The organism is Paraburkholderia sp. BL21I4N1 (genome assembly GCF_002973525.1).
Classification (GTDB): domain Bacteria; phylum Pseudomonadota; class Gammaproteobacteria; order Burkholderiales; family Burkholderiaceae; genus Paraburkholderia.
On sequence record NZ_PVEN01000001.1, the window covers coordinates 34169 to 60771 of the forward strand.

Here is a 26603-nt window from a genome sequence, read left to right on the forward strand (position 1 = left end):
GTAGCCTCAGCGGAAGTGAATCACCGGAGAAAAGGTGTCGCTGGTCGGCTGAAGATAGTTTCCAGACCACAACTGCGGGTTGATGAAACCATCCGCGGTGAGGCTGCCGGTGTATTGCATCGGCGCCATCTGGCCGGCTGCCTTGCCGGTATGGACCAGGTGATCGTTCATCCGGCCGAGTCTCCGGTTCAGGCCGGCACACAGGCCTTCCTCGGTTGCCTTGAACCATTCGCCTTCCGAATTCACCCCATGCACAAAGATCACGACGCCTGGCAGCGGCATCTGCAACACGCAGAGGAGTTTCGCCTGGTCGAGTAGCGTCACGCCTTCACCGCTCGCCACCATATAGCGACCCGACCCGCCATTGCTCGCGCCTGCTGACGACGTGGCAGGCGTGCGCGGGTTGAGTGCGCCCGCGTCGTTGCCCGCTGCCGACGCAATCTGATCACTTCCCGGTGTACCCGCTGTCATGTCGGTGGCGTCCGTCATACCGATTTTCCCAATCAGGTTTTATTTTTAAAGAATTGCACAGCGAGCTTTTCGAACTGATTGCCCTGGATCGGCGCGAGTTCACCCGTCGCGCTGGATTGCCCCTTCACCAGTTCGCCCGATGCTTTCGTGATTTCCGCCTGGATGCCCTGGACGCCCTGTCCGTCGGTCGGACGCACCAGCGTCGGCACACGTCCGAGTGACCCCTGGTCGAACTTCGGCATATCGGTGCTCATGCTGGCTGGACCGGCCCATGTATGTCCCGCCGACTTGACCGTGAACGAACCGGGGCAGCCCAGTTCGATATTCGGACCATCAAGCTTCAGGTAGGCGCCGCCCGATGTAGCGAGCGTAATCTGGTCGCTGGCCATCCCGACGATCTTGCCGCCAGCGGCTGTGAAATGGAGGTTCTTCGCCGAGTCGATCTGAGTGTCGTCGGCCTGGCTCTGGACCAGCACCTTGCCCTGGTTCGCAATAGCCGATATGCCGTCGCTTTGCGCGAACATCGCGACGCCCTGTCCGGCCTGAAGGCTGATCCGCTGGCCGCTTGCGACCTGTACGTTCTTTTGCGCGACCTGATCGATGTTCTCACCGGCATACGTGACATGCGTCTTTGGCGTGAGGTTGACCGATCCCGCCTGTGCACCAAGCGCCATCAGCGCCTGCGATCCGTCCGAGCCGGATTTGCCGCCCGCCTGCCAGCCCTTGAACGTGTCGGCAACGGCGGTCTGCCCGGCCGCGTCGGTCGTCTGTCCGCCATGCTGGCCGGCGTAGTCGCCCAGGGACTTGAACAGTTCAGTACACTCGCCGAGCAACTGCACGAGTTCCTGCCGGTCGAGCTGGTTGCCGCTCGCCTGGGCGCGTGCATAAGTTGTGAGCAGAATGCCTTGTGCGGCCCGTAGCGATGCAGCCGCATCGGTACGCAGTTCCGCACCCTCGCCACGATTCGCGCCTTGCCCGTTGTCCCGGGGCTGCGTGAGAAAACCCAGGTTCAGTTCGGACGAGGCATGCTCACTGGCGAGCTGGGCACTGATCTGGGACGGCGTGTCATCCAGCCGGAGCTGGTTGTACCGCTCGCCATTGATTTCGCGTGACCTGAGTCCGGAGAGGTAACGGTTGCCCGGCAACGAGCCCGTGCGGCTGAAGGTCGCCGGCATGTTGTCGCCGTTGCTGAAAACACCCGCCACATACATCCGGTCGGGGTCGCCGTTCGCAAAATCCAGCAGCACTTCCATGCCCGCGCGCGGGACCATGTGTGCCCCGAAGTTGTCGCCCGCCCAGTTGGACAGCACCCGCACCGACGCGCTGTCCGCTGGCGTGCCATTGGTACCGGCGCCGCTGGCGTGGTCGTGGTCCGCCGGGTCAAGCCCCTGGACCTGCACGTTGATGCGTGCGAAGGGGTCGCAATGCACCTGGTCGCCCTGAACCGCGATCACCGTGCCGGTGATCGGATACACCTTTGGCAGGTGGATGCGCGGATCATAGGTCGGCGTGAGCGGCGTGCCTTGCGGCACACCACTGAAGATGTTTTCATAGCGACTCTGCGACGAGCCGTCGAAACTGGTTGGGCGCTCGCGTGTGTCGACCGAGGCCGGTGCGGTCACCGGCTGCCAGCGGCTCGCCGCAAACAGCGCCTGTGCGCGTTCATTCAGGTCCTTCGGCAGATTGCTTTCGCCGGTGTGATGCAGGGTCGTGACGACAATGCGACGCTGCTGCTCCGGTAACTGGTCGAGTTCCGGATGGCCGGACACTGTGATCCAGTAGCCGATCGCAAGATCACGCACACCGCTTGCGCCGTCCACACGTACCGAGCGTGCACCGTGCGACATCAGGCGCGCGATGCCGATGCGGTCGTAGTCACCCCATGAGTCGGCCATATGTGGGGAGTCGATCCGCGAGTCCGACAACAGGCCGGCGAGATCGTTGCCAGCGCTTCCCTGGTCAACGCGCGTGGGTGCCTGGACCTGATCGACACGACTGGGTTTGAGGTCCCAGCTCACGCGCCGGATAGAACCGGAAACAATCTGCCGCCCCATCGACAGTTGCGTGATCGAGTCACGTGGGCCGATCGCCGCATCGGCGTGATAGGTAACCGTCCCGGCGCTCGCCTGCGTGAGCTTGATCGCGTTGTCGAACAGCACCAGTGTGTGGAACGGCTGCGTTGAGACGTTGGCACCCTGTGTTCCACCGGCACGGATAAACCAGGTAATGCCATCGCGACGGCAAAGACGCCGGATAAAGTCAGCGTCCGATTCGTCAAACTGAAGTGTCTGCTCGCGAGCCGGATATTTCGATATATCCAGATTGGATATATCGACGTCGAAGGTGCTACCAAGCGTCGCGCTTTTACGCCGCCATTCACGTACAAGCGTCTGAATAATATCGATGACGTTTTTTGTGCGGAAAATACGCGTATTGGTGCGACGCTCCATTATCGATAATGCGTCACGGATCACGAGTTGATAAGTCGCAATCGACCCATCTCCTTCGCCCTCATAGGCGTCCGTGACGATTGCACAGATCGAGTGGAGAGTTCCCTGGTCAGTGACAAGTTGTACCGTGACGGGCTGACCGAGGAATGTCTCCAGAGGCGCGCCGGTGCTGGTCGAGATGCAGGAGAGGTGGCCTTCGATGCCACCGCACAGTTCCTCCCGGATATCGAGACGCTGGATCAGCAGCAGACCTGCAAGGTTCTGCGAACTCCGCCAGAACAGACGGAATGGCCGATTATCCTGCGAGGGCAGGGCGCCGCTGAATACGCGTTGAAGAACGGAACTCACGATCAGATTCCCGGATCTGGATTAACAAGTTATGCGAAATAAACTAGCCAAACACTGATCATTAGAAACAGCGTGGCCACTTATATTCAGAAGAACGCGGCCAGAAATTATCAGGCTGCCATGATGCGTGTCAAACGCCTGCAAACAAATTTGACGATTCAGGAGGTGGGTGCCAAGGTCTATTGGCTTGTGTCGAATTCTATTGTTCGTTCACAACGGGCAAACGACGCGTATCAGCATGAACTTGATGAGTTCATGCGGTGGATGAAAAGATGAAAATGTCGCTTGCCGACAGGTTGGACGCGCTGAGAAAGCCAGCCGCCTTCTATACGGCGACTGCCGTATTGGTGGGTTCGACCGGCGCGTATCCATGGTGGAGAGCGACCGCCGGGTAAGGCCGCCGCGTGGCAACCCGTCGCGGTGGCCGGCTATTCCCGGTGGTTGGTGCCCAGCCCGCTCCGTCGCCTCACACCCTCGATGATCCAGATACTCATCAACCCCGCGCTCACGGACGCGACGATGTCCGGTTTGGTCACCGCCAGCGCCATCCAGAACAGACTCACATAACCGCGAAAAAACGCCGGTATCGCCGCGCGCATTTCGTTCCAGCGAGTTGTCTCCAGCACGCCTCCCGCCGCCGACATCATCGCAAAGAGCGCCCACGCGAACTGTGTCGAGCGCTCTTCACGCTGTAACAGCAGCACGATCAACGCGACGAATGCCGCGAACCAGATCGGCAGGCAAACTGAAGACAAACGCGACCGGCGCGTGAGCCAATCGCGCCACTCGGCCTGCGCGAACGAGAGGAAGAACGCGAACAGCACGCCATGAGCGAACGGCATCGGCCATGCACGCGGGTCGGTAGCGACCCAGTGGCCCACGAAGCCGAACGCGCTGGCGTTGGCGACAGCCAGAATCGCCAACCGCTTGATAGACGGCCAGCCGTGGATCAGCGCCGCCCAGATTGTGCAGACACCAAGCGTGATCATCGCCATCGAGGTGGAATGGCCGTTGCCGTCTTCGCACAACGCCGCGGCGGTGGTGCCTAGCCATATGGGAATCCAGCCATAACGCAGCCAGCCGACGGAACGCAACGTGCGCAACCGCTGTTGCTGCGGTTCGGAAAGCAGCACACTTGTCGCAGCGAGGGTGACAAGCGTGAGCATCAACGTCGACAGAAGAATGGCAAGTTGCGGCGGCGCCCATTTATCTAACCATCGATCGCTTGCAGGGTTCAGCGAGGCGGTGGCGAACAGCACGCCGCACCACGCATTCAGCGCGAGCGCCGGACCCAGCAGGCGACCCACACCGATACGGAATTTTAGGCACCGGCCCCAGAATTCGACCTTCTCACGATCCAAACGCGACCGCATTACGTTCGGATGGTAGCGGCTCAGTGCGGTCAACAACTGCTCCATCTCCGCGCGCACGCCGGCACGCAGCAACGCCCGCGCGCCGATCGCGATGGGCGGCGACGGCGCTTCGAGCAGCGCCATCGCGTTCATGAAGCGCAAACGCAGCGCGTTGTAGTCCTCGTCGGCGAATACGCGGTCCAGCGCGAGAGTCGCAATGGGCGCGTTGCGCCGGCGCAGATGCGTGGCGTTGTCCCGCCACCCGAGCACGGCGGTCAGATTCATGCGCAGTTCGGCGGGCGTGTCCTCGTTCAGACAGTGGCACAGCGCTTGCCACTCGAGTTCTTCGCGCGTTGCAATGCTGACGACGGAGCCGAACAGTTCCTCGAGCGAACGGCGCGACTCGAGTTGATCGGTTTGCGCGACGAAGTCCTGCCAGAGTTGCACCGCGCTTTCGAACGCATCGGGTTCGCGGGCGGTTTGCATCGCTGGCGTGAGCGTCGCAACTTGCATGGGTTTTTCCTGCGCAGGGCTCGCCGCAACCGACTTGCAACTCGTCATCTGCAACGCCGACTCATACGCATACCGCAGGCGCTGAAACGCCTCCGCGTCCTCATCCGGCCGCTGTTGCTTCAGCAGCTTCGCGTAGGCACGGCGCACCGCGCCTTCGTCCGCATTCGATTCGATGCCGAGCGCGTCCCACGGCCATGCGTTGTCAGAACTCGTAGTCATGGCCGATCAATAAGTCACATGCACATCGAAACGATCCAGCAGCGCGCTCAGGTCGCTGCGCGCAAGGGCAATTTCATCGGCATGCTGCTGTTCGATCAGCGCCTGAAAACGGGCGATGTGCGCGGCAAGAACCTGCCGATGGTCACCGAGCGTTTCTTCATAGACACGGTCGGCGCGCGTCAGCAGCGTGCGATTCTCGAGTTGATCGCGCGGATGAATCTTCAGCGTGCTTAGTGCGGCCAGCCGCTCGTGGATTTCTTCCGGCGTCATCACGCCAGGGTTTTCCTCGATCACCATCGCGCGCTTCACACCGCCGGGAAACGCGGTCGCTTCCACTTCCAGCACACCGTTCACGTCGTAAGTGAAGCGCACGTCCGCGCCCGCTTCGCCTGCCGGCTTTAGCGGCACGTCGAGCGTGAATTCGCCGAGCGGTACGTTGTCTGTAGTCAGACGCGCTTCGCCTTGAAACACCTTGATGCTGAGCCTCTGCTGACGGTCGCGCACGGTGAAAATCCGCTGCATGCGGCTCACCGGCACGATCGTATTGCGCTCGATGATCGGCAGAAAATGGCCCGGCACGAGCTGATTCGGCGCGAGCTGGATAGCGGTGTCGATGCCGAGGCTATACGGCGCGACATCGGTCAGCACCATTTCGTCGAGCCCCGCGTCGCGTGTGACCAGTCCCGCCTGCACGGCGGCGCCGAGCGCCACGACTTCATCCGGATTCAGATGCCCGGCGGGCAAGCGGCCGAACATCTTCGAGACCAGCTTGCGGACCATCGGCATGCGCGACGCACCGCCGACCAGGATGATTTCGTCGAGCGCGTCGACGGCGATCTTCGAATCGCGCAACGCCCGTTCAACCGGCTTGCGCAGCCGTTGCAACAAATGCTCGCAGGCACGTTCGGCGGCGGCGGTGTCGAGTTCGAGCGAGGCGTCGCGGTCGTCGATCGCGAGCTTGAGCGTGACGCTGGCGCCGCCTTGTTGCGTGAGCTGCCGTTTGGCGCGCTCGGCCTGCTGATGCAGACGTTGCGCGGCGATCGGCGAGAGCGCATTGAGTTTCAGACTATTGCGCTGGCAGAACAGCTCGACCAATGCCTCGGTGAAGTCCTCGCCGCCCAGAAAATTGTCGCCGGTGCTGGCACGTACTTCCATCACGCCTTCAAAGAAGTCGAGCACCGACACGTCGAACGTGCCACCGCCCAGATCGAAGATCAGGAACTTGCGTTCGCTGTCGCGCTGATGCACGCCATACGCGAGCGAGGCCGCGGTCGGTTCGTTGACGAGACGTCGGACCTTGAGTCCGGCCAGTTCGCCGGCAATGCGGGTGGCTTTGCGTTGTGCGTCGCTGAAATAGGCGGGCACGGCGATCACGGCGTCGGTGACCGTTGCGCCGAGAAAGGCTTCGGCATCGGCCTTCAGCGCTTTGAGCACCAGCGAAGACAGTTCCTCGGGACGCAGCGTCCGCGTGCCGAGCGACACGCTGCGATTCGTGCCCATATAGCGCTTGAAGTTCGCGGCGGTACGCTCGGGGTGCGTATGCAAACGGTCATGAGCGGCGCGGCCGACAAGGATCGAGTCGTCGTCGTCGATCGAAACGCACGAGGGCGTGAGCGTCTCCCCCAATGCGTTAGGGATGAGCACAGCCTGGTTGTCGCGCCAGACCGCCGCGAGACTATGCGTGGTTCCAAGATCGATGCCGATGATCGAAGGCATGGTCAGTTTCCGATTCCGTTTCGCGCCCCTCCATGAGGAGATCGCCCAGGTTGCCGCGGATCAACCGCGCGGGAGCCGCGAGTAGCTCCGTCCAATGGCGATAACGGCAAGCTGCGCGTAAAACTTGAGCGGCACGGACCGCTGGCATGCGGGAATCGGAAACCTGCGGCGTTACAACGCCTTGCGATACACCACGAAACCTGAGCGATCCGCGACCTGATCGTAGAGTTTCATCGCGGTCTGATTCGTTTCGTGGGTCTGCCAGTAGACGCGCTCCAGACCATCCGCCCTGGCGCGCGCGTACACCCCTTCGATCAACGCGCGGCCCACGCCCTTGCCGCGCTCGGTGTCGAGCGTGTAGAGGTCTTGCAGATAGCAGGTGGGCGCGGCCATCGTCGTATGGCGGTGATACAGAAAATGCACAATGCCGAGCAACTGGCCGTTGCGTTCGGCGACCATGGCATGCATCGGCTCGTAGGCGTCGAAGAAACGCGCCCATGTGATGTGCGTAATATCGCGCGACAGGGCCGTTTCGCCCGAGCGGCCGTAGAACGCGTTGTAGGCGTCCCATAGCGGCAGCCAGGCGTCGAAGTCGGCGGGTGTGGCGGGCCGGATCTGGATCGGGTCGGACATGGGTGAGTTTCCTTGTGAATGGATGACGTGTTGCGGGCAGGCCGCCGGGACGACGCTAGGGTTGAGTCGAACAGGCATAGAACGCCACGCTGAGCGCCTGCTCGCGTTCATCACGGCTGGCGACGCGTGCGACCTGCGCAACGGCGCCTGACGCTGCCGCGCCCGCCGCGTCGCCGCGCGGCGCGAGGCGGTCGCGCAAGCAGGCGTCCAGATTCGCGCGCGCGGTCGTGGCCGGATCGAGGGCGGCGTAGACACACGCGGCGCACGCCAGCGCCACGCAGCACGTTGCCGAGGCGTCGTAGCCGGCGAGTAGGGGCGTCGTTTTGCGTGTCTGCGTATTCATCATCGTGGTCCCCTCTCCTAGCGGCGACAGCGCCCGAACCGTCAGCATAAGAAATTTGTGGCACCATTGTTAGCTCCACAAGGCGATCAAATTTTGGAGCCACGATTTGGACTACGGTCTGTTGATGTCGAACGTCGAGCGAACGTTGAGTGGGCGCAAGCTCACGCAACAGGACCTGCTTTACGAAAGCCTGCGCCGCGCGATTCTCGATGGCGCGATTCGCCACGGCAGCCGTCTGCTCGCCAGCCGCGCATTGGCGGAGCAATTGGGCATTGCGCGTAACTCGGTGTTGTACGCGTACGAACGGCTGACCGAAGAGGGCTTCATCGCCGCGAGCCGGCATGGTTCGATTGTCACCATGGTGAGTGGCGCGGAGGGTACGGCTTCAACCGCAGTGGCACGGCTGCAGTCGTCCGGCAGTGGGCTGTCGCGGCGCGTCGCGGATCTGCCGCGCGAGCGCACCAGTCCCGACGATCCCACACCGTTCCGTCCAGGCGTGCCCGCGCTCGACGAATTCCCGCTCGCGCCATGGCGAGCGTCGATGGAACGCGCGTGGCGTACGGTCTCGTCCGATGAACTGGGGTACGGCAACAACTCGGGCCATCCCGCGCTGCGCCGTTCGATTGCCGAGTACGTGCGCGTGTCGCGCGGCGTGCGCTGTTCCGCGGAGCAGGTGTTCATCACCGCGGGTACGCAGGCGAGTCTGGATCTCTGCGCATGCATGTTCGCCGACGCCGGCGACAGCGTGTGGGTTGAAGACCCCGGCTATCACGGCGCGAAGGCGGCGTTTCAGGCTGCTGGGTTGCAACTGGTGCCGATTCCCGTCGACGCCGCCGGCATGGCGCCGACCGCCGACGATTGGCAACAAACGCCGCCGCGCCTGCTGTACCTCACGCCGTCGCATCAGTATCCGCTCGGCAGCGTGCTGAGTCTGGAGCGGCGCTGGTCGATCATCGACAACGCGGTGGCGCACGGCGCGTGGATTATCGAAGACGACTACGACAGCGAGTTGCGTCACAGCGGTCCGCCGCTCCCATCGATTCAAGGGCTTGTCGAGCACGCGCCGGTGATCTACCTCGGCACTTTTAGCAAGACGATGTTTCCGGCGCTGCGCATGGGCTTCATGGTCGTGCCCGCGCATCTCGTGACGCAGGTCGACGGCACGCTCAGTGAGATCGCGCGGCAAGGGCGCGTGGCCGAACAGATCGCATTGGCGGACTTTATCGATAGCGGGAAATATGCGCGGCATTTGCGGCGCATGCGGCGGCTTTATCAGCAACGCCGCAGCGCACTGGTGACGGCGATCGAGCGGCATATGGGTGATCTGGTGACGGTGTCGTCCGACGGCGGCGGCATGCATTTGACCGTGCGGCTCGACGCGCCGCTGCGCGATCAGGACGTGAGCGCCGCGACGCGCGAGCACGGCTTGCATATCGCTGCGTTGAGCGCGTTCTGTCAGCATCCCGAGCGGGACGCAGAGCATTACAACGGCTTCATGCTCGGCTACGCGGGCGTGAAACCGCAGGGGGCGGAAGCGCTGGTGGCGCGGCTCGCTGCGGTGGTGCGCGGGTTGTTGTGACGACGCGGCCAGTCTTTCGCCTCGTCCCAGTAGGTGCGGCGATGCTGAGAACCGCTCAGGTTGCTCAGGCCGCTTCGGCTCTGAGCCAGTGCGCGAGCATCGCGTCGTCGTCCGTATCCAGCGCCTGGGCGACGCGCCGGCCGATCGCCGCACCGAATTTATAGCCGTGCCCCGAGCACGCGGACACCACCAGCGCGTTACCTATCCGCTTCGAAAAGAAACGGCTGTCGGCCGTGAAGGTGTACATGCAGGTTTTGACTTCAGACACCGTGTAGTCGCCGATGCGGCTGAACGGCGGCGCAAACAGCCGGCGCACACTGTTGCCCTCGCCGTGCGCCGCGACGCGGTCCGCGTCGGGGTCGGGCGCGTGAACCTTGTGGGTGCCGGCGCCAAACTTCAGACCAATGCCGTCGAGCGGCGGCAGCGCATAACCCCCGCTCGATCCAACAATGTCGAGGATTGCCGGCGCATTCGCCCACGCGTCTTCGAGATCCGCGGGCGGCTCCATGTACGCGACCACGTTGCGGAACGTCATCAAGGTTTCGGCCAGCGCGGGGAACAATTGCAGCGTCCATGCGCCCGCGGTAATCACGAGGCGGTCGGCGCGTACGATGCTGTCGTCGTCGATACGCACGCAAGCGGTATGCGGGTCGACCGAGAGGACTTTCGTCTGGGTACGGATGTCGGCGCCGCGCATCTTGAGCCACGCTTTCATGTCGCGCGCTATGCGCTCACTGAACAGCGCGCCGCCGTCCTCATCGAGGTACGCGTAGCGAAACGTGGCGGGGTCGAGAAAGGGATAGCGCTGCGCCGCTTCTTGCGGTTCGAGTTGCTCGTACTCGAATTGCATCCGGTCGAGGCCGGCGCGAAATTGTTCGGCTTCGTCGCCGGCGAATTGCGAGATGCCGAGCACGCCGCAATTCGCATAGTGCGACACGCCGAGATCATTCCACAGCAAATCCCAACTATCGAAAGCTTCGGCCATGGTGCGCGCGTAACCATCGGCGTTCCCATAGGCGCGGCGAATCATTCGGGTCCGGTCGCCGGAAGCGGCCAGTGGATTCGGAATCGAGCCTTGCTCGATCAATGTGATGTCGTGTCCCAGTTTCGCGAGCGACCACGCCGTGCTCAACCCGGCAATGCCTGCCCCTACGATTGTCACCCGCATGCCCACTCCCCCGAGTCGATGGTTCCGGCACAGAGTCTAGCAGCGGAAAATAAATAATCGGTAGGGGTTCGTGCGGATCGGCGTGCGAGCGGACTGAGCGACACGACGCAAAAACCCGCTAGGCGGTGGTCTCCGCGCGCACCGTGTCAGTGTTTGCGATGCGGGTTATGGCGAAGCTGGTTGCGCACTTTTTTCGCTGCGAATAGCGGCACGTAATCGAATACGCGTGCTTCGTCGCGGTAAGTGGCCAAGGTGTCTGCGTACATCTTCGATACTGTTTCCGTGGGGGTGTCGGTCTCCTCTGCAATGCTTCTCACGACTTCATCGATATTTGGCTCGGGTTGGGACATGAGTCTCTCCGGGGAGGCGGGTTGGACAGCGGGCACGGACAACAGGAGTTTCATTAGAGGATGCGATTCGCGCCGATGCCAATTGAATCGCCCTATCGCACGTACTGTTTCACAGAGATTTTTGTCTTGCTGTGCAGCAAGTCGCCGCGTGGTGCGGCGACGCGGAAAATCAATGTGAATGACGATGATGTATGTCAGGGAAATGCGCATGAACATGCGTGAGCGGCGCATGTTCATGCGGATGCGTGTGGGGTTCTTCACCGTCCCACGCGAAGTCGTGCTCGTGCTGATGATGCGTGTCGTGCCGGTGCCGATGCGTGTGGTCGAGCGGCTCATGCGTATGCGGATGCTCGTGACGTTCGCGGATGTGCAGCCACACACCCAGCGTCATCAACGCGGCGGCGACCCAGAACAGCGGTGGCGGCAACTCGGGCCACAGCAGCCACGACAGCGTCACGCCGAACAGCGGTGCAACCGAGAAATACGCGCCGGTTCGCGCGCTGCCGAGATGGCGCAGCGCGACGACGAACAGCACGAGACTGACGCCGTAGCCGGCGAAACCCGTCAGCATCGCCAGTGCGACGGTCGCACCGGTCGGCCACGAGGCGCCGAGGGCGAATGCGAGCGCCACGTTGACCGAACCGGCCACCAGCCCTTTCAGGCAGGCGATAAACATGGCGTCGTGCGTGGACACTTTGCGCGTGAGGTTGTTGTCGATCGCCCAGCATGCGCATGCGCCGACCAGCAGCAGCGTGCCGGGCGGCAAATCCAGCGTGCCGGATTGCCAGGACAGCGCCACGCCACCCGCGACGATCGCGGCCATGCCGAGAAACACCTGCACGTCGACGTTTTCGCGGAACACGATCCACGCGACCAGCGCCGTGAACACGCCTTCGAGATTCAGCAGCAAGGAGCCGGTGGCGGCGGGTGTGGTTTGCAGACCCAGCATCAACAACGCGGGGCCCGCAACACCGCCCGCGACGATCGCACCGGCCAGCCATGGTGCTTCGCGCAACGGGAACGGGTGTGGGCGGGCGGGTTGCCCCGCGGCGTGCCCTCTGAGCCGGCGCACCAGAATGACGGTGGCCAAACCGAGGCCGCTGCCGAGGTAGAACAACCCCGCCAGCAGAAATGGCGACAACGCGCCGAGCAGCGCCTTGGCGAGCGGCGTGGTCGCACCGAACAGCGCGGCGGCGAGCAAGGCGGTGAAAGCGGCGTTAAAGCGGAGGGACATAATCGGCAAGTCCGATGGAAAAAGCGGGTGTGACAGACACGATAGCGCGATCCGACGCTGACCGACGGCGTTACGCGTCGCTGAATACGTGTTCGGACAGGAAATCCACGAAGGCTCGCAGCTTCGGCGAAAGTTGGCGGCTCGACGGCCAGAGCACCGAAAACTGCCCGGGGTCCGACAGGTGATCGTCGAGCACGCTTTGCAGTGTCCCCGCGCGGAGCGCGTCGCGAGCCAGAAAATCGGGCATGTACCCAATGCCCAGACCGAGTTCGGCGGCGGCCCGCAACGCTTCCATGTTGTTGCAGGTTAGCGCGGTGGGAAAGCGCGCGGCCGCTTCTTCCGGTTGCCCGCGAAACGCCCAGGGCTGCAGCTTGCCTGAAGTCGGGAAGCGGAACCGCAGGCACGCATGCTCGGCGAGGTCCGCGGGCGTGAGCGGCACGCCGCGCCGTTGCAGATAGCCGGGCGACGCGCACAGCACGAAGCGGAACGGGCCGAGGCGCTTCGCCATGAGTTGCGAATCGGCCAGGTTGCCGCTGCGGATCGCGGCGTCGAAGCCGCCCTCGATCACGTCGACGATGCGGTCGTTGAAATCCAGCTCGAGGTCGATCTCCGGATAGCGCTCCGCGAAGGCCGGCAGGATCGGCAGCAGAAAGCGATAGCCGATGGTCGGCAGGCTCACACGCAACCGGCCGCGCGGCACGGCGTTGGCTTCCAGCATCATCGATTCGGCTTCGCTTAGCGCGTCGAGGATTTGCCGGCAACGCTCGTAGAAGCGTTCGCCGTCGTCGGTCAGGCTGACGCGGCGCGTGCTTCGCTGCAGCAGGCGCACGCCGAGATGCTGTTCGAGCCGCGCCACGCTTTTGCCGACGGCGGACGGCGACACGCCCAGCCGCTGCGACGCGGCGACGAAACTGGATGCTTCCGCCGTTTGCACGAAGGCGACGATACCGCTGAGGTTGTCCATTCGGTTGATTCGAGCGCCAAAGTCTGGAATGGGCGGAATGTAGCATTATTTGGCGGTTCTCAGTCCGCTATAGGCGCTCACCTCATCGCGCCGGTCCGGGCGAACCGAATCGCCTACCCATTGCGCACGCATCCATCCGGCCCCGTCGAGCGTAAACCGTTTATTGACGCTACGTTCGAGGCCCATGCCATGCGCCGCCTGTTCTCCGCCGCCGCTGTTATGACCGTGCTGCTGCTGTCTCTCGCCGGCTGTTCCAACGATCCGCCCAATCCGAACCCGCGCGCGAGCGAACCGCTCGCCACCGTGCCGGTCGATTTGCCGCGCTATATGGGCCGCTGGTACATCATTGCAAACATTCCGTACTTTGCCGAACGCGACATGGTGGCGAGCCGCGCGGAATGGCAATTGCGTCCGGACGGCAAGATCGACGACTCGTACTACGCGCGCAAGAAAAGTTTCGATGCGCCGGAAAAGCATTATCAGTTTCTGGACACGCCGGTGCCGGGCAAAGAGGGCGGCGAATGGAGCGTGCAGATCTTCTGGCCGGTTCACGTGGCGCAACTCACGCTGTACGTGGATCCCGACTATCGCTACACGATCCTGGGTTATCCGGGCAAAAACCTCGGCTGGATTTTTTCGCGCGAGCCCGATATGAGCGACGACACCTACCGGGCACTGCTCGCCCGTCTCGATGCGATGGGTTACGACACGTCGCGTTTCAAGCGCGTGCCGCAGCATCCGGAGCAGTTGGGCAAGGCGGGCTTTGCGTCGCCGGGGGATAAGAACTAGGGCGCGGAGCGCGTTCGCGTGTGTCGGCTGCGTCGCCTGTGTCGCGCATGCCGCATCCGATCCTGTTTTCATCGCGTATAACCCGCATCGTTACTGAATGAGCGCCTTATGCCGCCACTTGCCGCCGCCGTGATTGCCTTGATCGGCCTCGTCGCGATCTTCAGCGCCGCATGGGCCTGGCAATTGAAAACCGACAACGCCGGCATGATCGATCTGATCTGGGCCTACTCGCTGGGTCTCGTCGCCGTGCTTTACGCGGTGCTCGGCAACGGCGATCCGACGACGCGGGCGCTCACCGCGCTGGGGGGTCTGGTGTGGGGCGTGCGGCTCGGTACTCACCTGTGGCGGCGCAATTTCGGCAAGCCCGAGGACGCGCGTTATCACCGCTTTCGCGAGGAATGGGGCGACCAGGCCGCGAGCAAGATGTTCTGGTTCTTCCAGCTGCAAGTGGTGGTGTCGATGTTGCTGTCGATCGCGTTTCTGGTGCCGTCGTACCGGACCGCGGCGCCGGCCGCCGGCTGGTCGTTGCTGGCGGTCGTGCTGTGGATCGCTTCGGTGATCGGCGAAGCCCTGGCCGACCGGCAACTGAAACACTTCAAGGCCGACCCGGCCAATCGCGACGCGGTGTGCCGTGCCGGTTTATGGCGCTATTCGCGGCATCCGAATTACTTCTTCGAATGTGTGCATTGGGTGGCTTATATCGCGCTGTCGGTGGGGACGCCGTGGGTCTGGTTCACGTTGCTGCCGCCGCTGCTGATGGCGTTTCTGTTGCTCAAGCTGTCCGGCATTCCGCTGCTGGAAGAAAGCATGGCGAAACGGCGGCCCGGTTACGCCGAGTACATGCGCACCACCAGCGCGCTGATTCCGTGGCCGCCGCGGCATTGAAACATCGACCGAAGCGCAAGTGCGTGTCCCGACAAATACATGAATGATGGGAGTTAGCCTCATGAGCCTTTCCACCACCGACCACACCCTCCCGCCGTCCGCCCCCGCCGAACCCGGCGATGACTGGCTGATCCGCGGTTGCGAACGCGGCTGGCTGCCCGATGGTTTGATCCGCTTCGGCATGCGTCGATTGATGCGTCAGCGTCTGCGTGACGAAGCGCTCGACAACGGCGAGGTGCGTGCGCAACGGCTCAACCGTCTGCTCGACGAATTGCGCGCGAGTCCGATCGCCATCGAAACGCAAGCCGCCAACACGCAGCACTACGAGGTGCCTGCGTCATTCTTCCATGCGCATCTCGGATCGCATCTGAAGTATTCGTGCTGTCTGTATCCGACCGGCACGGAGACGCTCGCGCAAGCCGAAGCCGCCATGCTCGAACGTTATGCCGAACGTGCGGAACTCGCCGACGGGCAGCGGATTCTCGACCTCGGCTGTGGTTGGGGTTCGTTGTCGTTGTGGTTGGCGGCGCGCTATCCGCACGCGCGAATCGTCGCGCTATCCAACTCGCACGGGCAGCGCGCTTTCATCGAAGCGCGCGCGGCGGAAAGGGGCTTGCAGAACCTTACCGTGGTCACGGGCAATGTCGTCGATTTCGAATTCGATCAGGCGCAGCTGGGCGAGGGCTTCGACCGCGTGGTGTCGATCGAGATGTTCGAGCATATGAAGAACTACGGCCTGCTGCTCGCGAAAATCGCACGCTGGATGCGTGACGACGCCGACGCGAAACTGTTCGTGCATATTTTCGTGCATCGCACGCTTGCGTATCACTTCCAGGTGCAGGACGGCAGCGACTGGATGTCGAAGTACTTCTTCACCGGCGGCACGATGCCGTCCGAAGCGCTGCTGCTGAACTTCCAGGACCATCTGCGGATGGAGCGGCAATGGTGGGTCGACGGCACGCACTACGAACGCACGGCGAATCATTGGCTGGCCGCGCTCGACGCCGCGCGTGAGCGCGTCATGCCGATGCTCGTCGACACCTACGGCGCGCGCGACGCAGCCGTGTGGTTGCAGCGCTGGCGCATGTTTTACATGGCCGTCGCGGAGTTGTTCGGTTACGCGAACGGGAATGAGTGGGGTGTCGGGCATTATCGGTTCGTGAAGCGCTGAGTAACGACCAACAACCCACAACCGGCGATCTCCGCAACGGCAGGTCGCCGCATTGAATGCGCGTCGCCGACGGCGCGCCGCCCGCAAATCTCGCGGTGCCAGGCAAGCGGGGCGCGATAAAGGCACAATCTGACTTTGGCCGCAGCGGGACACGGCCGCCGATGACTCCGTGCGCGCGAAATGGCGCCCACTTCGACAAACGGATCGAATCGACCGCCCGGCGCAATGCGTGCGTCCGCATCGATCTCGCGCCCGTCACGCCGCATCGAAATAATCTGAAACACACCTTTACGCGCGTGGCGGAATAAAAGCCCACACTTAGGCGTTTGGCTAACTGAGTCGGGCGCCTGATTCCTTCGGCGTCGCCGGCATTTCAAACAGCTTTCGCGGCACTGCGTTCGCGAATGGAATACAACGATGAACACCCACGCCAATTCTCTGTCTGACTCGAACGAAGCATCGGCCCGCTACACCCGCACCGCGATGACGCTGCACTGGCTGATCGCGCTGTTGATGATAGGCAACGTGGTGCTCGGTCTGAGCGCCGATTCGCTGCCCGATGACTGGGTGCGTCCGGTGGTGGATACCCACAAGTCGATCGGTATCACGGTGCTGGGCCTCGCGCTCATGCGCATCTTGTGGCGTGTGTCGCACAAGCCGCCGCCGTTGCCGCGCGAGTTTCCGTCGTGGGAAAAAATTGCCGCCCATGTCGCGCATTTCCTGCTTTATCTACTGATGATCGCGTTGCCGCTGTCCGGCTGGTTGCACGATTCCGCGTGGAAAGACGCGGCGACACATCCCATGCGCCTGTTCAACCTGTTTCCGTGGCCGCGTATCGGCTACGTGATGAACCTCGATCCGACGCTCAAGGAGAGCTTGCACGATCGGTTCGGCGCGTTGCATACGTGGCTCGGCTATGCACTCTATGCCTTGCTGGCCATGCATATTGGCGGCGCACTGAAGCATCAGTGGATCGATCGCAAGTCGGTGCTGAAGCGCATGGTGCCGTGAGTCACACCGCGCTTCGTTGAGTCCTTTAACCGCAGCCTCGAAGAATTCGTCGTCATTTTGAAGAAAACCCTGGAACAGGCGCTCGCTCTGGCGTCGCCACGCATCCTGCCGCGTCGCACGACGCCGTTGAGCTTGCTGATTCATTTCAGCGTGCTTGCCTTGTGGGTGCTGCTGTTCGCGCGCGCCTTCTTTCTCAAAGGCGCGTTGGCGTGGTCCACTGGTATCGCCTACGTGTTGTACGACACGTTGCTGCTGGCGTTCGTCACGTGGAAATCGTTGCCGCTGATGCGGCGCACCGCGCCGCTCGAACCCGACTACGATCAGCGTGATTTGCCGGCCATGGGCGTGATCGTCGCTTCCCATAACGAGGCGAGTGTGCTGCCGGTGACGCTGGCCGCGTTGCTGCGGCAGACGCACGGTCCGGCGCAGATCGTGATCGCCGACGACGGCTCCACCGACCACACCCGCGAGTTGCTGATCGAACGCTTCGGTTTGACGGCAGCCGCCGAGGGTGTGCTGAGCGCGCCGAGTTCGCTTTATCCGAACCTGTTCTGGCTGCGCGTGCCGCACGGCGGCAAGGCGCGCGCGCTGAACGCCGCGATCACGCTGATGACCACCGAAACGGTGATGACCGTCGACGCCGACACGCTGCTCGACGACGACGCCACCTACGCGATGCGCGCCGCGTTCGCGAGCGAGCCGAAGCTGGTCGCCGCCGCCGGCATTCTGGTGCCGGTCTGCGGCAAGACGGTGTCGGGCCGCGTGTTCCAGTGGTTCCAGACCTACGAGTACATGCGCAACTTCATCGCCCGTTTTGCGTGGATGCGCGCCGATAGTCTGCTGCTGATCTCGGGGGCGTTCGCTTCGTTCAGGCGCGACGCGCTGGTCGACGTGGGCGGTTTCGACCCGGCTTGTCTGGTCGAAGACTACGAACTGATTCACCGGCTGCGCCGTTATTCGGTCGATCACGGCCTCGGCTGGGACGTGCGGGTGGTCGGCGAAGCGCATGCGCGCACCGATGCGCCGGATAACCTCGGCAGTTTTCTGCGGCAACGCCGCCGCTGGTTCGCGGGCTTTCTGCAAACGCAGTACTGGAACCGCGATATGACCGGCAATCCGCGTTACGGCACGCTCGGCATGCTGATGCTGCCGGTCAAGGCGATCGACACGATGCAGCCGATCTACGGGCTGACGGCGTTTGGCTTGCTGGTCGCGTTTCTATTCGGCGGCCATGGGGCGATCGTCATTTCGATCTTCAGCGTGATCGGCATCAAGACCGCGATCGATCTCGCGTTCTATCTGTGGAGCATTCATCTCTACCGCCGCTGGACCGGCGAGCGCAGCGGCTCCAGTCTGGGCATGGCGATGCTGGCGGCCGTGGCGGAGCCGTTCACGTTCCAGTTGGTGCGGCATGTGGGCGCAGCGCTCGGCTGGCTGCATTTCCTGCGCGGCGGCAGGTCATGGGGCGTGCAACGGCGCTCCGGGCTGGTCGCGCACGACGAAAGCTAGCGGCCGTTTTTTTGGCGCGGTAGGGCGCGCTCGCCTCGCTGGACGGCCCGCCAGGGCGGCCCAGGGTGCGTCCGGGGACCCCGGTCGGGGCCCGCTTCGAGTAGACTGACGGGCGATGCCGCGCTGGTAATGAGGCGGCTACCTTCTATCCGCTCGTGCAAGGAGGCCCCACCTATGCATGCTGTTCCCCCGCTCGAACAAGACACCGTCGAAGCAACGATCGATGCACCGCCGGCTCATGGCGCATCGCCGAAAAGCGCGCATGCTGCCGCTGACGCACACACGCCGGACCAGGCCGCGAACGACGCGCCGGTCCGCGATCTGCGCCGCGTCGGTATTCACCCTGACTACTGGTATCCGCTCGCGTGGTCGCATGAAGTGAAGCGCGGCAAGACGCACGGTGTGACGTTCGCGGGCGAGCCGATCGTGCTGGCCCGCACGGAGACCGGCAAGGCGTTCGCGCTCGAAGACCGTTGCGCGCATCGGCAGGTGCCGTTGCATCAGGGCGTGGTGGAGGGCGAATCGATTCGCTGCGGTTACCACGGCTGGACCTACGACTGCTCGGGCAAGTGCATCGACGTGCCGTATCTCGGCAAGGATCGTCTGCCCAACGGCGTGCGCGCTTATCCGTGCCGCGAAGTGGAAGGGCTGATCTTCGTGTTTCCGGGCGATCCCGCGCTGGCCGACGAACGGCCGCTGCCGCCGCTCGGCTCGGTCTCCGACCCGAAGTACAAGACGCGCCGTTTCGGCCGTCCGGTGAATTGCCATTACTCGTTCATGCACGAGAACCTGATGGACATGAACCATCAGTTCCTGCACCGCCGTCAGATGGGGCAGATGCGGGCACGCTCGCTGGGCCGGCGGCGCGGCGACGGCTGGGTCGAGGTCGATTACACGTTTGCACGCATGGCGGGCCAGCAGCCGATCGGCGAAGCGATCGTGTTCGGCCAGAGTCGCAAGACCGGCGGCGACAATGACAAAGACGTCATGACGATCCGCACGCAGTATCCGTATCAGACGCTGCAGATCCGCACGTCGGAGAACACGCTGGTCATGGACCTGTGGATCATCTATGTGCCGCTCGATCGCGAGCAGCGCACCAACCGCACGTTCGGCCTGCTGTCGATCCGCAAACCGGGTATTCCCGGCGTGCTGAATCTCGCGTGGCCGCTGCTCGTGTGGTTCACCGAACGCATCTTCAAGGAAGACCGCGAGATCGTCGAAGCCGAACAACGCGCCCACGATTCGCAGGGCTCGGACTGGAATCACGAGGTGTTTCCGGTGATCAACGAATTGCGCGCGTTGTTGCGCGAGAGCGGTGCGCCGGATCAGGTGGTGGGCGTCGGTACGGGCGACACATCCGTGATTCGCTTCTGGGATTCGCGTCACGACCGGCCGGACCGGGCTGCCACCGAATAACAGATATTTGAGTTTTTTCGCGCCGCCTGGGACCGTACAATCATCCGCGACGATGAGCGGCGAGCCGGGCGGCGGGGCGGCACAACACACATGCGCGGGGCGCGGGTTCATCGATCGGGAAAGCTACAAACATAAATAATCGCCTGAGAGGCTCGTTCGATGAGTACCGAACTGCATACGGTTATGCCGGTTGTCGTATTCCTGGTGGGCCTCGCCGTCGTGGCGTGGGCGCTTGTGAAGGGCGGTCCCAAACCGCCGCCGCCGCTTGATTCGATCAACGCGCCTTTCAAGTCGATCGATACCTCCGATTTACCCCCTCTGAAACGTTCCACCGCACGCGATAACACCGCGCTCGCCTATCGGCTCTATCCGAGCCGTGTCGCGAAGGCGCGCGGCAGCGTGGTGCTGATTCACGGTTCATCGGCAAGTGGCGTGAGCATGCATACGCTGGCCAAGGCGCTCGCCGCGGCCGCTTACGACGTCTATGTGCCCGATGTACGCGGTCATGGCGAATCGGGCACGAAAGGCACGATCGCCTATATCGGCCAACTCGAAGACGACCTCAGCGATTTTCTCGACGAAGTGCAGCCTCGTGGGCCGCGCACGCTGGCTGGGTTTTCCGCGGGCGGTGGGTTCGTACTGCGCTATGCGGGCGATGCGCGGCAATTGGCCTTCGAGCGCTATGTGCTGCTTGCGCCGTTGCTTCACCACAATGCGCCGAGTACGGTGCCCGGCGGCGGTGGCTGGGTCAGCGTGGGTATGCCACGCACTATCGTGCTGGTTCTGCTCAACAAACTGCGTATCACGGCGTTCAATCATCTGCACACGGTGGCTTTCGCGCTGGCGCCGCTGGCGGCGGCGAAACTCACGCCGCAGTACTCGTACAACCTCATGCAGAATTTCCGCCCGCACGACCACTACCGGGCCAATATTCGCGCGACGCGTCGGCCGCTTGAAGTACTGGTCGGCGCGAACGACGAAGCCTTTTATGCCGAAGCCTTCGCCGGTGATTTCGCCGACGCGGGGCGAGTGGTGCCGGTCACGATCGTGCCCGGTGTCGGGCATATCGGCCTCACGCTCGAACCCGCGGCGGTGGCCGAGATCGTGGCCGTCGTGTCGGAGCGCGCCAGCGAGGCAGCGGTTTCGTAGCCGGTCTGTCCGCTGCCTTTGCGCCGCGTGGGGAATGAGTCCATCTCCGCTCGGTAGGCAATGAGCGGCCGTCGGGCGGCGATAATGGCATCTGACATGACATCTGATGCACGCGGGTTTGCGCTAAACGGCATGTGCCGGTCGCGGACCCGTGTACCATTTCGCTTTTTCCGACTTTCAAGACCCTGCCCGTGACTTCGCAACACATCCCCACCGCATCGCGCAAATCCCTCACTCTGCTGCAATTGCTGGGCCTCATCGGCGCCGCCGGCCTGATTGCCGCCATCGTACTGAACCAGTTCGTCTGACGCCGCCGCGACGTTTCAGCTCGACACTTCCGACCTATGCCGGTGCGTTCCCCGAGAAGTCTTCTCGCGGGACGCGCTGCCGGCTTCCTCGATATTTCGATTTGCCATGTACAAGAAGGGCGTAGCCGTTGAAATCCAGTTTTCCGCCGAACGGCTCAATGACGGCGCCGGCGATCCGTACTGGATCGATTTGACGCAGGCCGAGGCGCAGCAACTGCTGGAAAGCTTGCAGGCGCGCCTCGCCGGGGCAAGCGGCGGAACTGCCGCGCCGTTGGTGGTGAGTCTCGACGCGCCAGCGCATGCGCCCGTGGCGGACGTGCCGGTCGCCGACGCTCCAGCCTCGGTGGATGACTTCAAACAATGGGTTTGCGTGATCTGCGGCTGGATCTACGACGAAGCCGCGGGCCTGCCGGAAGAAGACATCGCGCCGGGCACGCGCTGGGCGGATGTGCCGGCGGATTGGCGTTGCCCACTTTGCGACGTGGGCAAGGAAGATTTTGCGCTGGTCGAGTTTTGAGTCTGCTCGACCGGCTGATTGATGATCCCCAGTAGCTAGCAACGCCACGGCCCGGCCCGGCAGAACGCGCCGGGCCGTCCAACAGCCTTAACCCGCCCCTTCCGGATAATCCGCGCCGACCGTGGCCGCTTCCCACGCATCGAAATCGCCGCGCATGAAGTCGAGCTTCTTGCGCGCCAGTTCGAGCGCCATCTTCCCGAGCAGCAGGCGCAACGGCGGCGTATCCGACAGCGCGGCGTCGATAATCGCCTGCGCTGCACGTACCGGATCGCCCGCCTGTTTGCCGCTGCGTGCTTCGGTCTGCTTGCGGCGCTCGCCAGCCGTGCTCGCATAATCGTCGATCAGCGTGGCGGACTGTTTGATCGACGGTCCCGCCCAGTTCGTGCGGAACGGTCCCGGCTCGACGATCAGCACGCCGATGCCGAGCGGCTTCACCTCCGCCGCCAGCGACTCCGACAAACCCTCCACCGCGTACTTGGTGGCGTGGTAATAGCCGGTCGCCGCGAAACTCGTCAGGCCGCCAATCGACGACACGTTGACGATCAGTCCGCCGCGTTGTTCACGCATGATCGGCAGGACGGCCTTCGTCATGTCGACCAGGCCGAACACGTTGGTCTCGAACATCGCGCGGACTTCGGTGTCTTCGCCTTCTTCCACCGCGGCCAGATAGCCATAGCCCGCGTTGTTGACCAGCGCGTCGATGCGACCGAAACGCTGCTTCGCCTGCTTGACCACGTCTTCGACCTGCGCGAGGTTCGTCACGTCGAGCGGCAACACCAGCGCGCGGTCGCCGTGCGCTTCGGCAATATCTTTCACTTTCGACGCGTCGCGCGCCGTGACTACCGCGCGCCAGCCGCGCTCCAGCACCAGCTTCGCGAGTTCACGGCCGAAGCCGGTGGAACAGCCTGTGATCAGCCAGACGGGATTGTCTCGGTTCATCATTTGGGAAACTCCGGTTGATGGTCTACGACCTACTGGGAACACTTCGTACGGCGCGAATGCGCAATCCAGGCGCGAGGTCACGTCCGCAGTCGGTTTGCTACGTCAATTAGCGTGAAGCGTGCCCGGTCTGATTGCCGGGTGGATCGGCGTGGGTTCGCGCGCTGCGAACGGCCGTGTGCTGAGAAGGGACCTAACGCGCCTTGCCTGCCACGAGGGCGATCGAGGCGGCGTGTCTCGTATGCGTCGCGGGCCGGACCACGGCGTTATGGCTGCTTGCGTCCGGTGTGACTTTTCAATTGTAGCCGCAGCGCGGCGGCCTCGCTTTGCAGCGCTTCGACGAACGCACCGGCGAGCGGATGACTCGGCCGATGCTCAGGATGCACCACGCTCACGCGAAACGGCAGCGACACGGCGAGCGGGCGGATATGCAACTGCCGGCCCACGAAGTCGAGCGCGGTCAGCGGATTGACGATCGCCACGCCGAGCCCTTGCCGCACGAAACCGCACACGGACACGGCGGTGGGCGTTTCGACAATCTGACGGCGCGCGATATCGGCATGAGCGAAGGCTTCGTCGATCTGAATCCGGTACGGATCGCTCGACGACAAGCTGATGAACGGCTGATTCGCGAGGTCCTTCAACGCGATCACGCGCTTGGCCAGCAGTGGATGCCCGTCGGGCAGCACGCAGACCTCGTCCACTTCGAGCAAGGGTGTCAGACGGGTGCCGGCCGGCGGCGCGCCGTGCTCGGTGAGGCCGAGGTCGTAGCGCTGTGCCGTGAGCCATTCTTCGAGGAAGGGCGATTCCCGCGTGGCGATCGACAGACTCGCGTCAGGTTGCGCGTCGTGAAAGCGTTTCGACGCGCCCGGCAGGATGGAATGTGAAAACGCGGGCAATGCGATGAGGGAAAGCTGCCCGCCCTGGAATTCGCGCAGGCTCGCCGCCGTGGACGCCACCCGTTCGAGCCCGACATACGCGCGCTTGATTTCATCGAACAGCGTCAACGCCGACAACGTGGGACGCAGCCGCCCATGCACGCGTTCGAACAACGCGAAACCGATGCTCTGCTCCATGCGCGCCAGTTCGCGGCTCACGGTGGGCTGCGAGGTAAAGAGCATCTCGGCGGCGCGGGTGACGCTGCCCGCCGTCATCAGAGCGCGGAAGACTTCGATATGCCGGTGGGTGAGCGCCATGATGGGTATATCAGGAATGAATGGATCGGCGAATAATCGGTATTTTACTGAATGTCGACTTCTCCGCATCATGTCACGCATGCCAACGCTTAAGCATCGAGAGCCGGGAACGTGACGCTATTCAATCCGCTACAACTTGTCGAACTTGCCCAGCAGCACGGCACACCGCTGTGGGTCTATGACGCCGACGTGATCCGTCAACGCATCGCCGAACTGCGCAGTTTCGACGTGATTCGCTACGCGCAGAAAGCGTGTTCGAATCTGCACATTCTGAAACTGATGCGCGACACTGGGGTGATGGTCGACGCGGTGTCTCACGGCGAGATCGCACGCAGTCTAGCTGCGGGATTTACACCGAACGGCGATCCGGAAGGCGTGGTTTTTACGGCGGATCTGATCGATCGCACGACACTCGCCACCGTGCTCGAGCATCGCATCACGGTCAATGCCGGGTCGCTCGACATGCTCGAACGCGTGGGCCGACATGCGCCCGAAGGTCATCGCGTGTGGCTGCGGATCAACCCCGGTTTCGGCCACGGACATAGCAACAAGACCAACACGGGCGGCGAACACAGTAAGCACGGTATCTGGCTCGATGAAGTGCCGAAGGCGCTGGGGATCGTGCGTCGTTATCGGTTGAAGCTGGTTGGACTGCACATGCATATCGGCTCGGGCGTCGATTATGGGCATCTGTCGCGGGTTTGCGATGCGATGGTCGAGGCAGTCAAAGGCCTGCAAGGCCACGATATCGAAGCGATCTCGGCCGGTGGCGGATTGTCGGTGCCGTACAGGAATGGCGACCCGCGTATCGACATCGAGCATTACTTCCGGTTGTGGGACGCGGCGCGCCGGCGGATCGAGGCGCATGTCGGGCATCGCGTCAGGCTTGAAATCGAACCGGGACGTTTCCTGGTCGCCGAAGCGGGCGTGCTGGTTGCCGAGGTGCATGCGTTGAATCGGCGTCCATCGCGGCAGTTTGCTTTGGTCGACGCCGGATTCAACGATCTGATGCGACCGTCGCTTTACGGCAGTCATCATGAGATGACGGTGCTGAAACGCGACGGGACGCCGAGCGATGCCGCGCTCGACGCGTTCGCCGTGGCCGGCCCGCTCTGCGAAGCCGGCGATGTCTTCACGCAGGCGGAGGGCGGCATAGTCCTGAACCGGTCGATGCCCACGCCGGAGATCGGTGACTTTGTCGTATTTCAGAATGCGGGCGCGTACGGCGCGGCGATGTCATCGAACTACAACAGCCGGCCGCTTGCGCCCGAAGTGCTGCTCGAAAACGGCCAGCCGCGTGTGATCCGGCGGCGCCAAACTCTCGACGAGTTGATCGCGCTCGAAACGATCGGTTGACTCGGCCGTAAGCGCCGACGCGCCGCGCCGCATCGAGCACATGACTAACGCGCCCGCACGGTGCGCGTGTACGAGGCGATCATGGTGGCGAGTTCCTGCGCCGCAGGCGTAAGCGGAATCGCTGCGCGCTGCAGCAGGCAGACGTTCTGATCCACCGCCCGCTCGCGTAAGGGAATCACGGTGAGCGTGCTGGCGAATGGCCCGCGCGTGGCCACGGCCGATGCTTCCAGCGACAGGCAATCCGTTGCCCCGACCAGATGCAAGGTCTCGTACAGCCCCTCGATCGTCGCGATGATGGTTGGCGGCGGCAAGCCGTGGCTGTCGAGCAGATGATGCAGACGGCTGACCTGCGGGTCGTCCGTGAGATTCGGCGAACGCGTGGCGACCCACGTGCAATCGACCAGCTCGGCCAGCGACGTCGCGCCCGCTTTCGGATGCCCTTTGCGGCACACCACCACCGGATCGGACGGATAAAGCGGCGTGACCGACAGATCGGCGGTATCGGTTTGCTTCGACACGAGTGCGACCGCAAAATCCAGTGTGCCTTCGCGAATCATCGAGATCATCATCCGCGAGGTGCCGGTGCGCAGATGCACCGCGACCCGCTCGAAGCGCGTACGAAATTGCGTCAACACCGGCGCGAGCGCGTCGACGAGTGGTTCCGTGGTCATGCCGAAGGTCACTTCGCCGACGTAATCGCCGCGCAATTGCTGCACTTCCTGCTCGGCGCGCTCGCATTCGCCGATGATTGTGCCGGCCCGCTGTAGCAAGCGCTGACCGAGCGCGGTCAACGCAATACCGCGATTTGTGCGAGTGAACAGCGTGGCGCCGAGGACCGATTCGAGGTTCTGCAACTGCTGCGTGATACCGCTCTGCGCAATGCCGAGCGCTCGCGACGCCGCGCGGATGCTGCCGTGCTCGGCCACCGCCGTGAACGCGCGCAACTGGGAGATCGTCAACGCCATGGCGGTTCGGGTCTTGTGATCGGTAAAAGTGATCATGATAGCCTGAACG

The 26603-nt window shown here is 63.3% G+C and carries 25 protein-coding genes; 12 read left to right on the top strand and 13 right to left on the bottom strand.

The window, feature by feature from the left end; translation table 11 throughout:
* Window positions 1–6 precede the first annotated feature (6 nt).
* Both B0G83_RS39415 and B0G83_RS00185 read right to left on the bottom strand, forming a co-directional pair.
* Window positions 7–489 carry a hypothetical protein gene (locus tag B0G83_RS39415; RefSeq protein ID WP_308701371.1) on the bottom strand — a complete coding sequence of 161 codons (483 nt, stop codon included), beginning with the start codon at window positions 487–489 and terminating at the stop codon, window positions 7–9.
* Window positions 490–503: 14 nt separating this feature from the next.
* Window positions 504–3275: a type VI secretion system Vgr family protein gene (locus B0G83_RS00185; protein ID WP_374954888.1), complete on the bottom strand. Its 2772-nt coding sequence runs from the start codon at window positions 3273–3275 to the stop codon at window positions 504–506.
* Between the two features lie 66 nt (window positions 3276–3341).
* Between B0G83_RS00185 and B0G83_RS38015 the strand changes: the two genes are divergently transcribed.
* A complete protein-coding gene (locus B0G83_RS38015) occupies window positions 3342–3545 on the top strand; it encodes a hypothetical protein (RefSeq protein ID WP_146120135.1) in 204 nt (67 codons plus the stop codon).
* Window positions 3546–3697: 152 nt separating this feature from the next.
* Here B0G83_RS38015 and B0G83_RS00190 read toward each other — a convergent pair whose 3' ends face one another.
* From B0G83_RS00190 to B0G83_RS00205, 4 genes are all read right to left on the bottom strand, one after another.
* Window positions 3698–5353 (bottom strand): J domain-containing protein, encoded by a 1656-nt coding sequence (locus B0G83_RS00190; protein WP_105505437.1) that lies wholly within the window; start codon window positions 5351–5353, stop codon window positions 3698–3700.
* Between the two features lie 6 nt (window positions 5354–5359).
* Window positions 5360–7069 (bottom strand): molecular chaperone HscC, encoded by a 1710-nt coding sequence (locus tag B0G83_RS00195; RefSeq protein ID WP_105505438.1) that lies wholly within the window; start codon window positions 7067–7069, stop codon window positions 5360–5362.
* A 171-nt stretch (window positions 7070–7240) separates the two neighbouring features.
* Window positions 7241–7702 (bottom strand): GNAT family N-acetyltransferase, encoded by a 462-nt coding sequence (locus B0G83_RS00200; RefSeq protein WP_105505439.1) that lies wholly within the window; start codon window positions 7700–7702, stop codon window positions 7241–7243.
* A 55-nt stretch (window positions 7703–7757) separates the two neighbouring features.
* Window positions 7758–8048 (bottom strand): hypothetical protein, encoded by a 291-nt coding sequence (locus tag B0G83_RS00205; RefSeq protein ID WP_146120136.1) that lies wholly within the window; start codon window positions 8046–8048, stop codon window positions 7758–7760.
* Window positions 8049–8151: 103 nt separating this feature from the next.
* On the opposite strand from B0G83_RS00205, the gene B0G83_RS00210 reads away from it, so the two are divergent.
* Window positions 8152–9624 carry a PLP-dependent aminotransferase family protein gene (locus B0G83_RS00210; protein ID WP_105505441.1) on the top strand — a complete coding sequence of 491 codons (1473 nt, stop codon included), beginning with the start codon at window positions 8152–8154 and terminating at the stop codon, window positions 9622–9624.
* Between the two features lie 64 nt (window positions 9625–9688).
* On the opposite strand, the gene B0G83_RS00215 is transcribed toward B0G83_RS00210, so the two are convergent.
* From B0G83_RS00215 to B0G83_RS00230, 4 genes are all read right to left on the bottom strand, one after another.
* Window positions 9689–10792, bottom strand: a complete 1104-nt coding sequence (locus B0G83_RS00215; protein WP_105505442.1) for an FAD-binding oxidoreductase — start codon at window positions 10790–10792, stop codon at window positions 9689–9691.
* A gap of 146 nt (window positions 10793–10938) precedes the next feature.
* On the bottom strand, window positions 10939–11142 hold the full coding sequence (locus B0G83_RS00220; protein ID WP_105506501.1) for a DUF3562 domain-containing protein: 204 nt from the start codon (window positions 11140–11142) through the stop codon (window positions 10939–10941).
* Window positions 11143–11311: 169 nt separating this feature from the next.
* The gene (locus tag B0G83_RS00225; RefSeq protein ID WP_105505443.1) at window positions 11312–12376 is read right to left on the bottom strand and encodes a DMT family transporter; all 1065 of its coding nucleotides are present in this window, start codon (window positions 12374–12376) and stop codon (window positions 11312–11314) included.
* Window positions 12377–12446: 70 nt separating this feature from the next.
* The gene (locus tag B0G83_RS00230; protein WP_105505444.1) at window positions 12447–13340 is read right to left on the bottom strand and encodes a LysR family transcriptional regulator; all 894 of its coding nucleotides are present in this window, start codon (window positions 13338–13340) and stop codon (window positions 12447–12449) included.
* Between the two features lie 189 nt (window positions 13341–13529).
* Here B0G83_RS00230 and B0G83_RS00235 point away from each other — a divergent pair, with 189 nt between their 5' ends.
* From B0G83_RS00235 to B0G83_RS39420, 9 genes are all read left to right on the top strand, one after another.
* Window positions 13530–14129, top strand: a complete 600-nt coding sequence (locus tag B0G83_RS00235) for a lipocalin family protein (RefSeq protein WP_105505445.1) — start codon at window positions 13530–13532, stop codon at window positions 14127–14129.
* A gap of 108 nt (window positions 14130–14237) precedes the next feature.
* On the top strand, window positions 14238–15014 hold the full coding sequence (locus B0G83_RS00240) for a DUF1295 domain-containing protein (protein WP_105505446.1): 777 nt from the start codon (window positions 14238–14240) through the stop codon (window positions 15012–15014).
* 61 nt (window positions 15015–15075) lie between these two features.
* Complete coding sequence (locus B0G83_RS00245; protein WP_105505447.1) at window positions 15076–16185, top strand: cyclopropane-fatty-acyl-phospholipid synthase family protein; 1110 nt, start codon at window positions 15076–15078, stop codon at window positions 16183–16185.
* Between the two features lie 56 nt (window positions 16186–16241).
* Entirely contained in the window at window positions 16242–16493 is a 252-nt protein-coding gene (locus B0G83_RS00250; protein ID WP_105505448.1) for a hypothetical protein, read from the top strand.
* A gap of 109 nt (window positions 16494–16602) precedes the next feature.
* On the top strand, window positions 16603–17196 hold the full coding sequence (locus B0G83_RS00255) for a cytochrome b (protein ID WP_105505449.1): 594 nt from the start codon (window positions 16603–16605) through the stop codon (window positions 17194–17196).
* Window positions 17197–17253: 57 nt separating this feature from the next.
* Window positions 17254–18705 (top strand): glycosyltransferase, encoded by a 1452-nt coding sequence (locus B0G83_RS00260; RefSeq protein WP_105505450.1) that lies wholly within the window; start codon window positions 17254–17256, stop codon window positions 18703–18705.
* Between the two features lie 174 nt (window positions 18706–18879).
* On the top strand, window positions 18880–20124 hold the full coding sequence (locus B0G83_RS00265; protein ID WP_105505451.1) for an aromatic ring-hydroxylating dioxygenase subunit alpha: 1245 nt from the start codon (window positions 18880–18882) through the stop codon (window positions 20122–20124).
* Between the two features lie 159 nt (window positions 20125–20283).
* Window positions 20284–21273, top strand: a complete 990-nt coding sequence (locus B0G83_RS00270; protein ID WP_105505452.1) for an alpha/beta fold hydrolase — start codon at window positions 20284–20286, stop codon at window positions 21271–21273.
* A 414-nt stretch (window positions 21274–21687) separates the two neighbouring features.
* A complete protein-coding gene (locus tag B0G83_RS39420) occupies window positions 21688–22098 on the top strand; it encodes a rubredoxin (RefSeq protein ID WP_105505453.1) in 411 nt (136 codons plus the stop codon).
* Window positions 22099–22185: 87 nt separating this feature from the next.
* On the opposite strand, the gene B0G83_RS00280 is transcribed toward B0G83_RS39420, so the two are convergent.
* A complete protein-coding gene (locus B0G83_RS00280) occupies window positions 22186–23040 on the bottom strand; it encodes an oxidoreductase (protein WP_105505454.1) in 855 nt (284 codons plus the stop codon).
* 263 nt (window positions 23041–23303) lie between these two features.
* The gene (locus tag B0G83_RS00285; protein ID WP_105505455.1) at window positions 23304–24233 is read right to left on the bottom strand and encodes a LysR family transcriptional regulator; all 930 of its coding nucleotides are present in this window, start codon (window positions 24231–24233) and stop codon (window positions 23304–23306) included.
* A 111-nt stretch (window positions 24234–24344) separates the two neighbouring features.
* Here B0G83_RS00285 and lysA point away from each other — a divergent pair, with 111 nt between their 5' ends.
* The gene (gene lysA, locus B0G83_RS00290; RefSeq protein ID WP_105505456.1) at window positions 24345–25589 is read left to right on the top strand and encodes a diaminopimelate decarboxylase; all 1245 of its coding nucleotides are present in this window, start codon (window positions 24345–24347) and stop codon (window positions 25587–25589) included.
* 44 nt (window positions 25590–25633) lie between these two features.
* Here lysA and B0G83_RS00295 read toward each other — a convergent pair whose 3' ends face one another.
* Complete coding sequence (locus tag B0G83_RS00295; protein WP_105506502.1) at window positions 25634–26554, bottom strand: LysR substrate-binding domain-containing protein; 921 nt, start codon at window positions 26552–26554, stop codon at window positions 25634–25636.
* Between the last annotated feature and the right edge of the window lie 49 nt (window positions 26555–26603).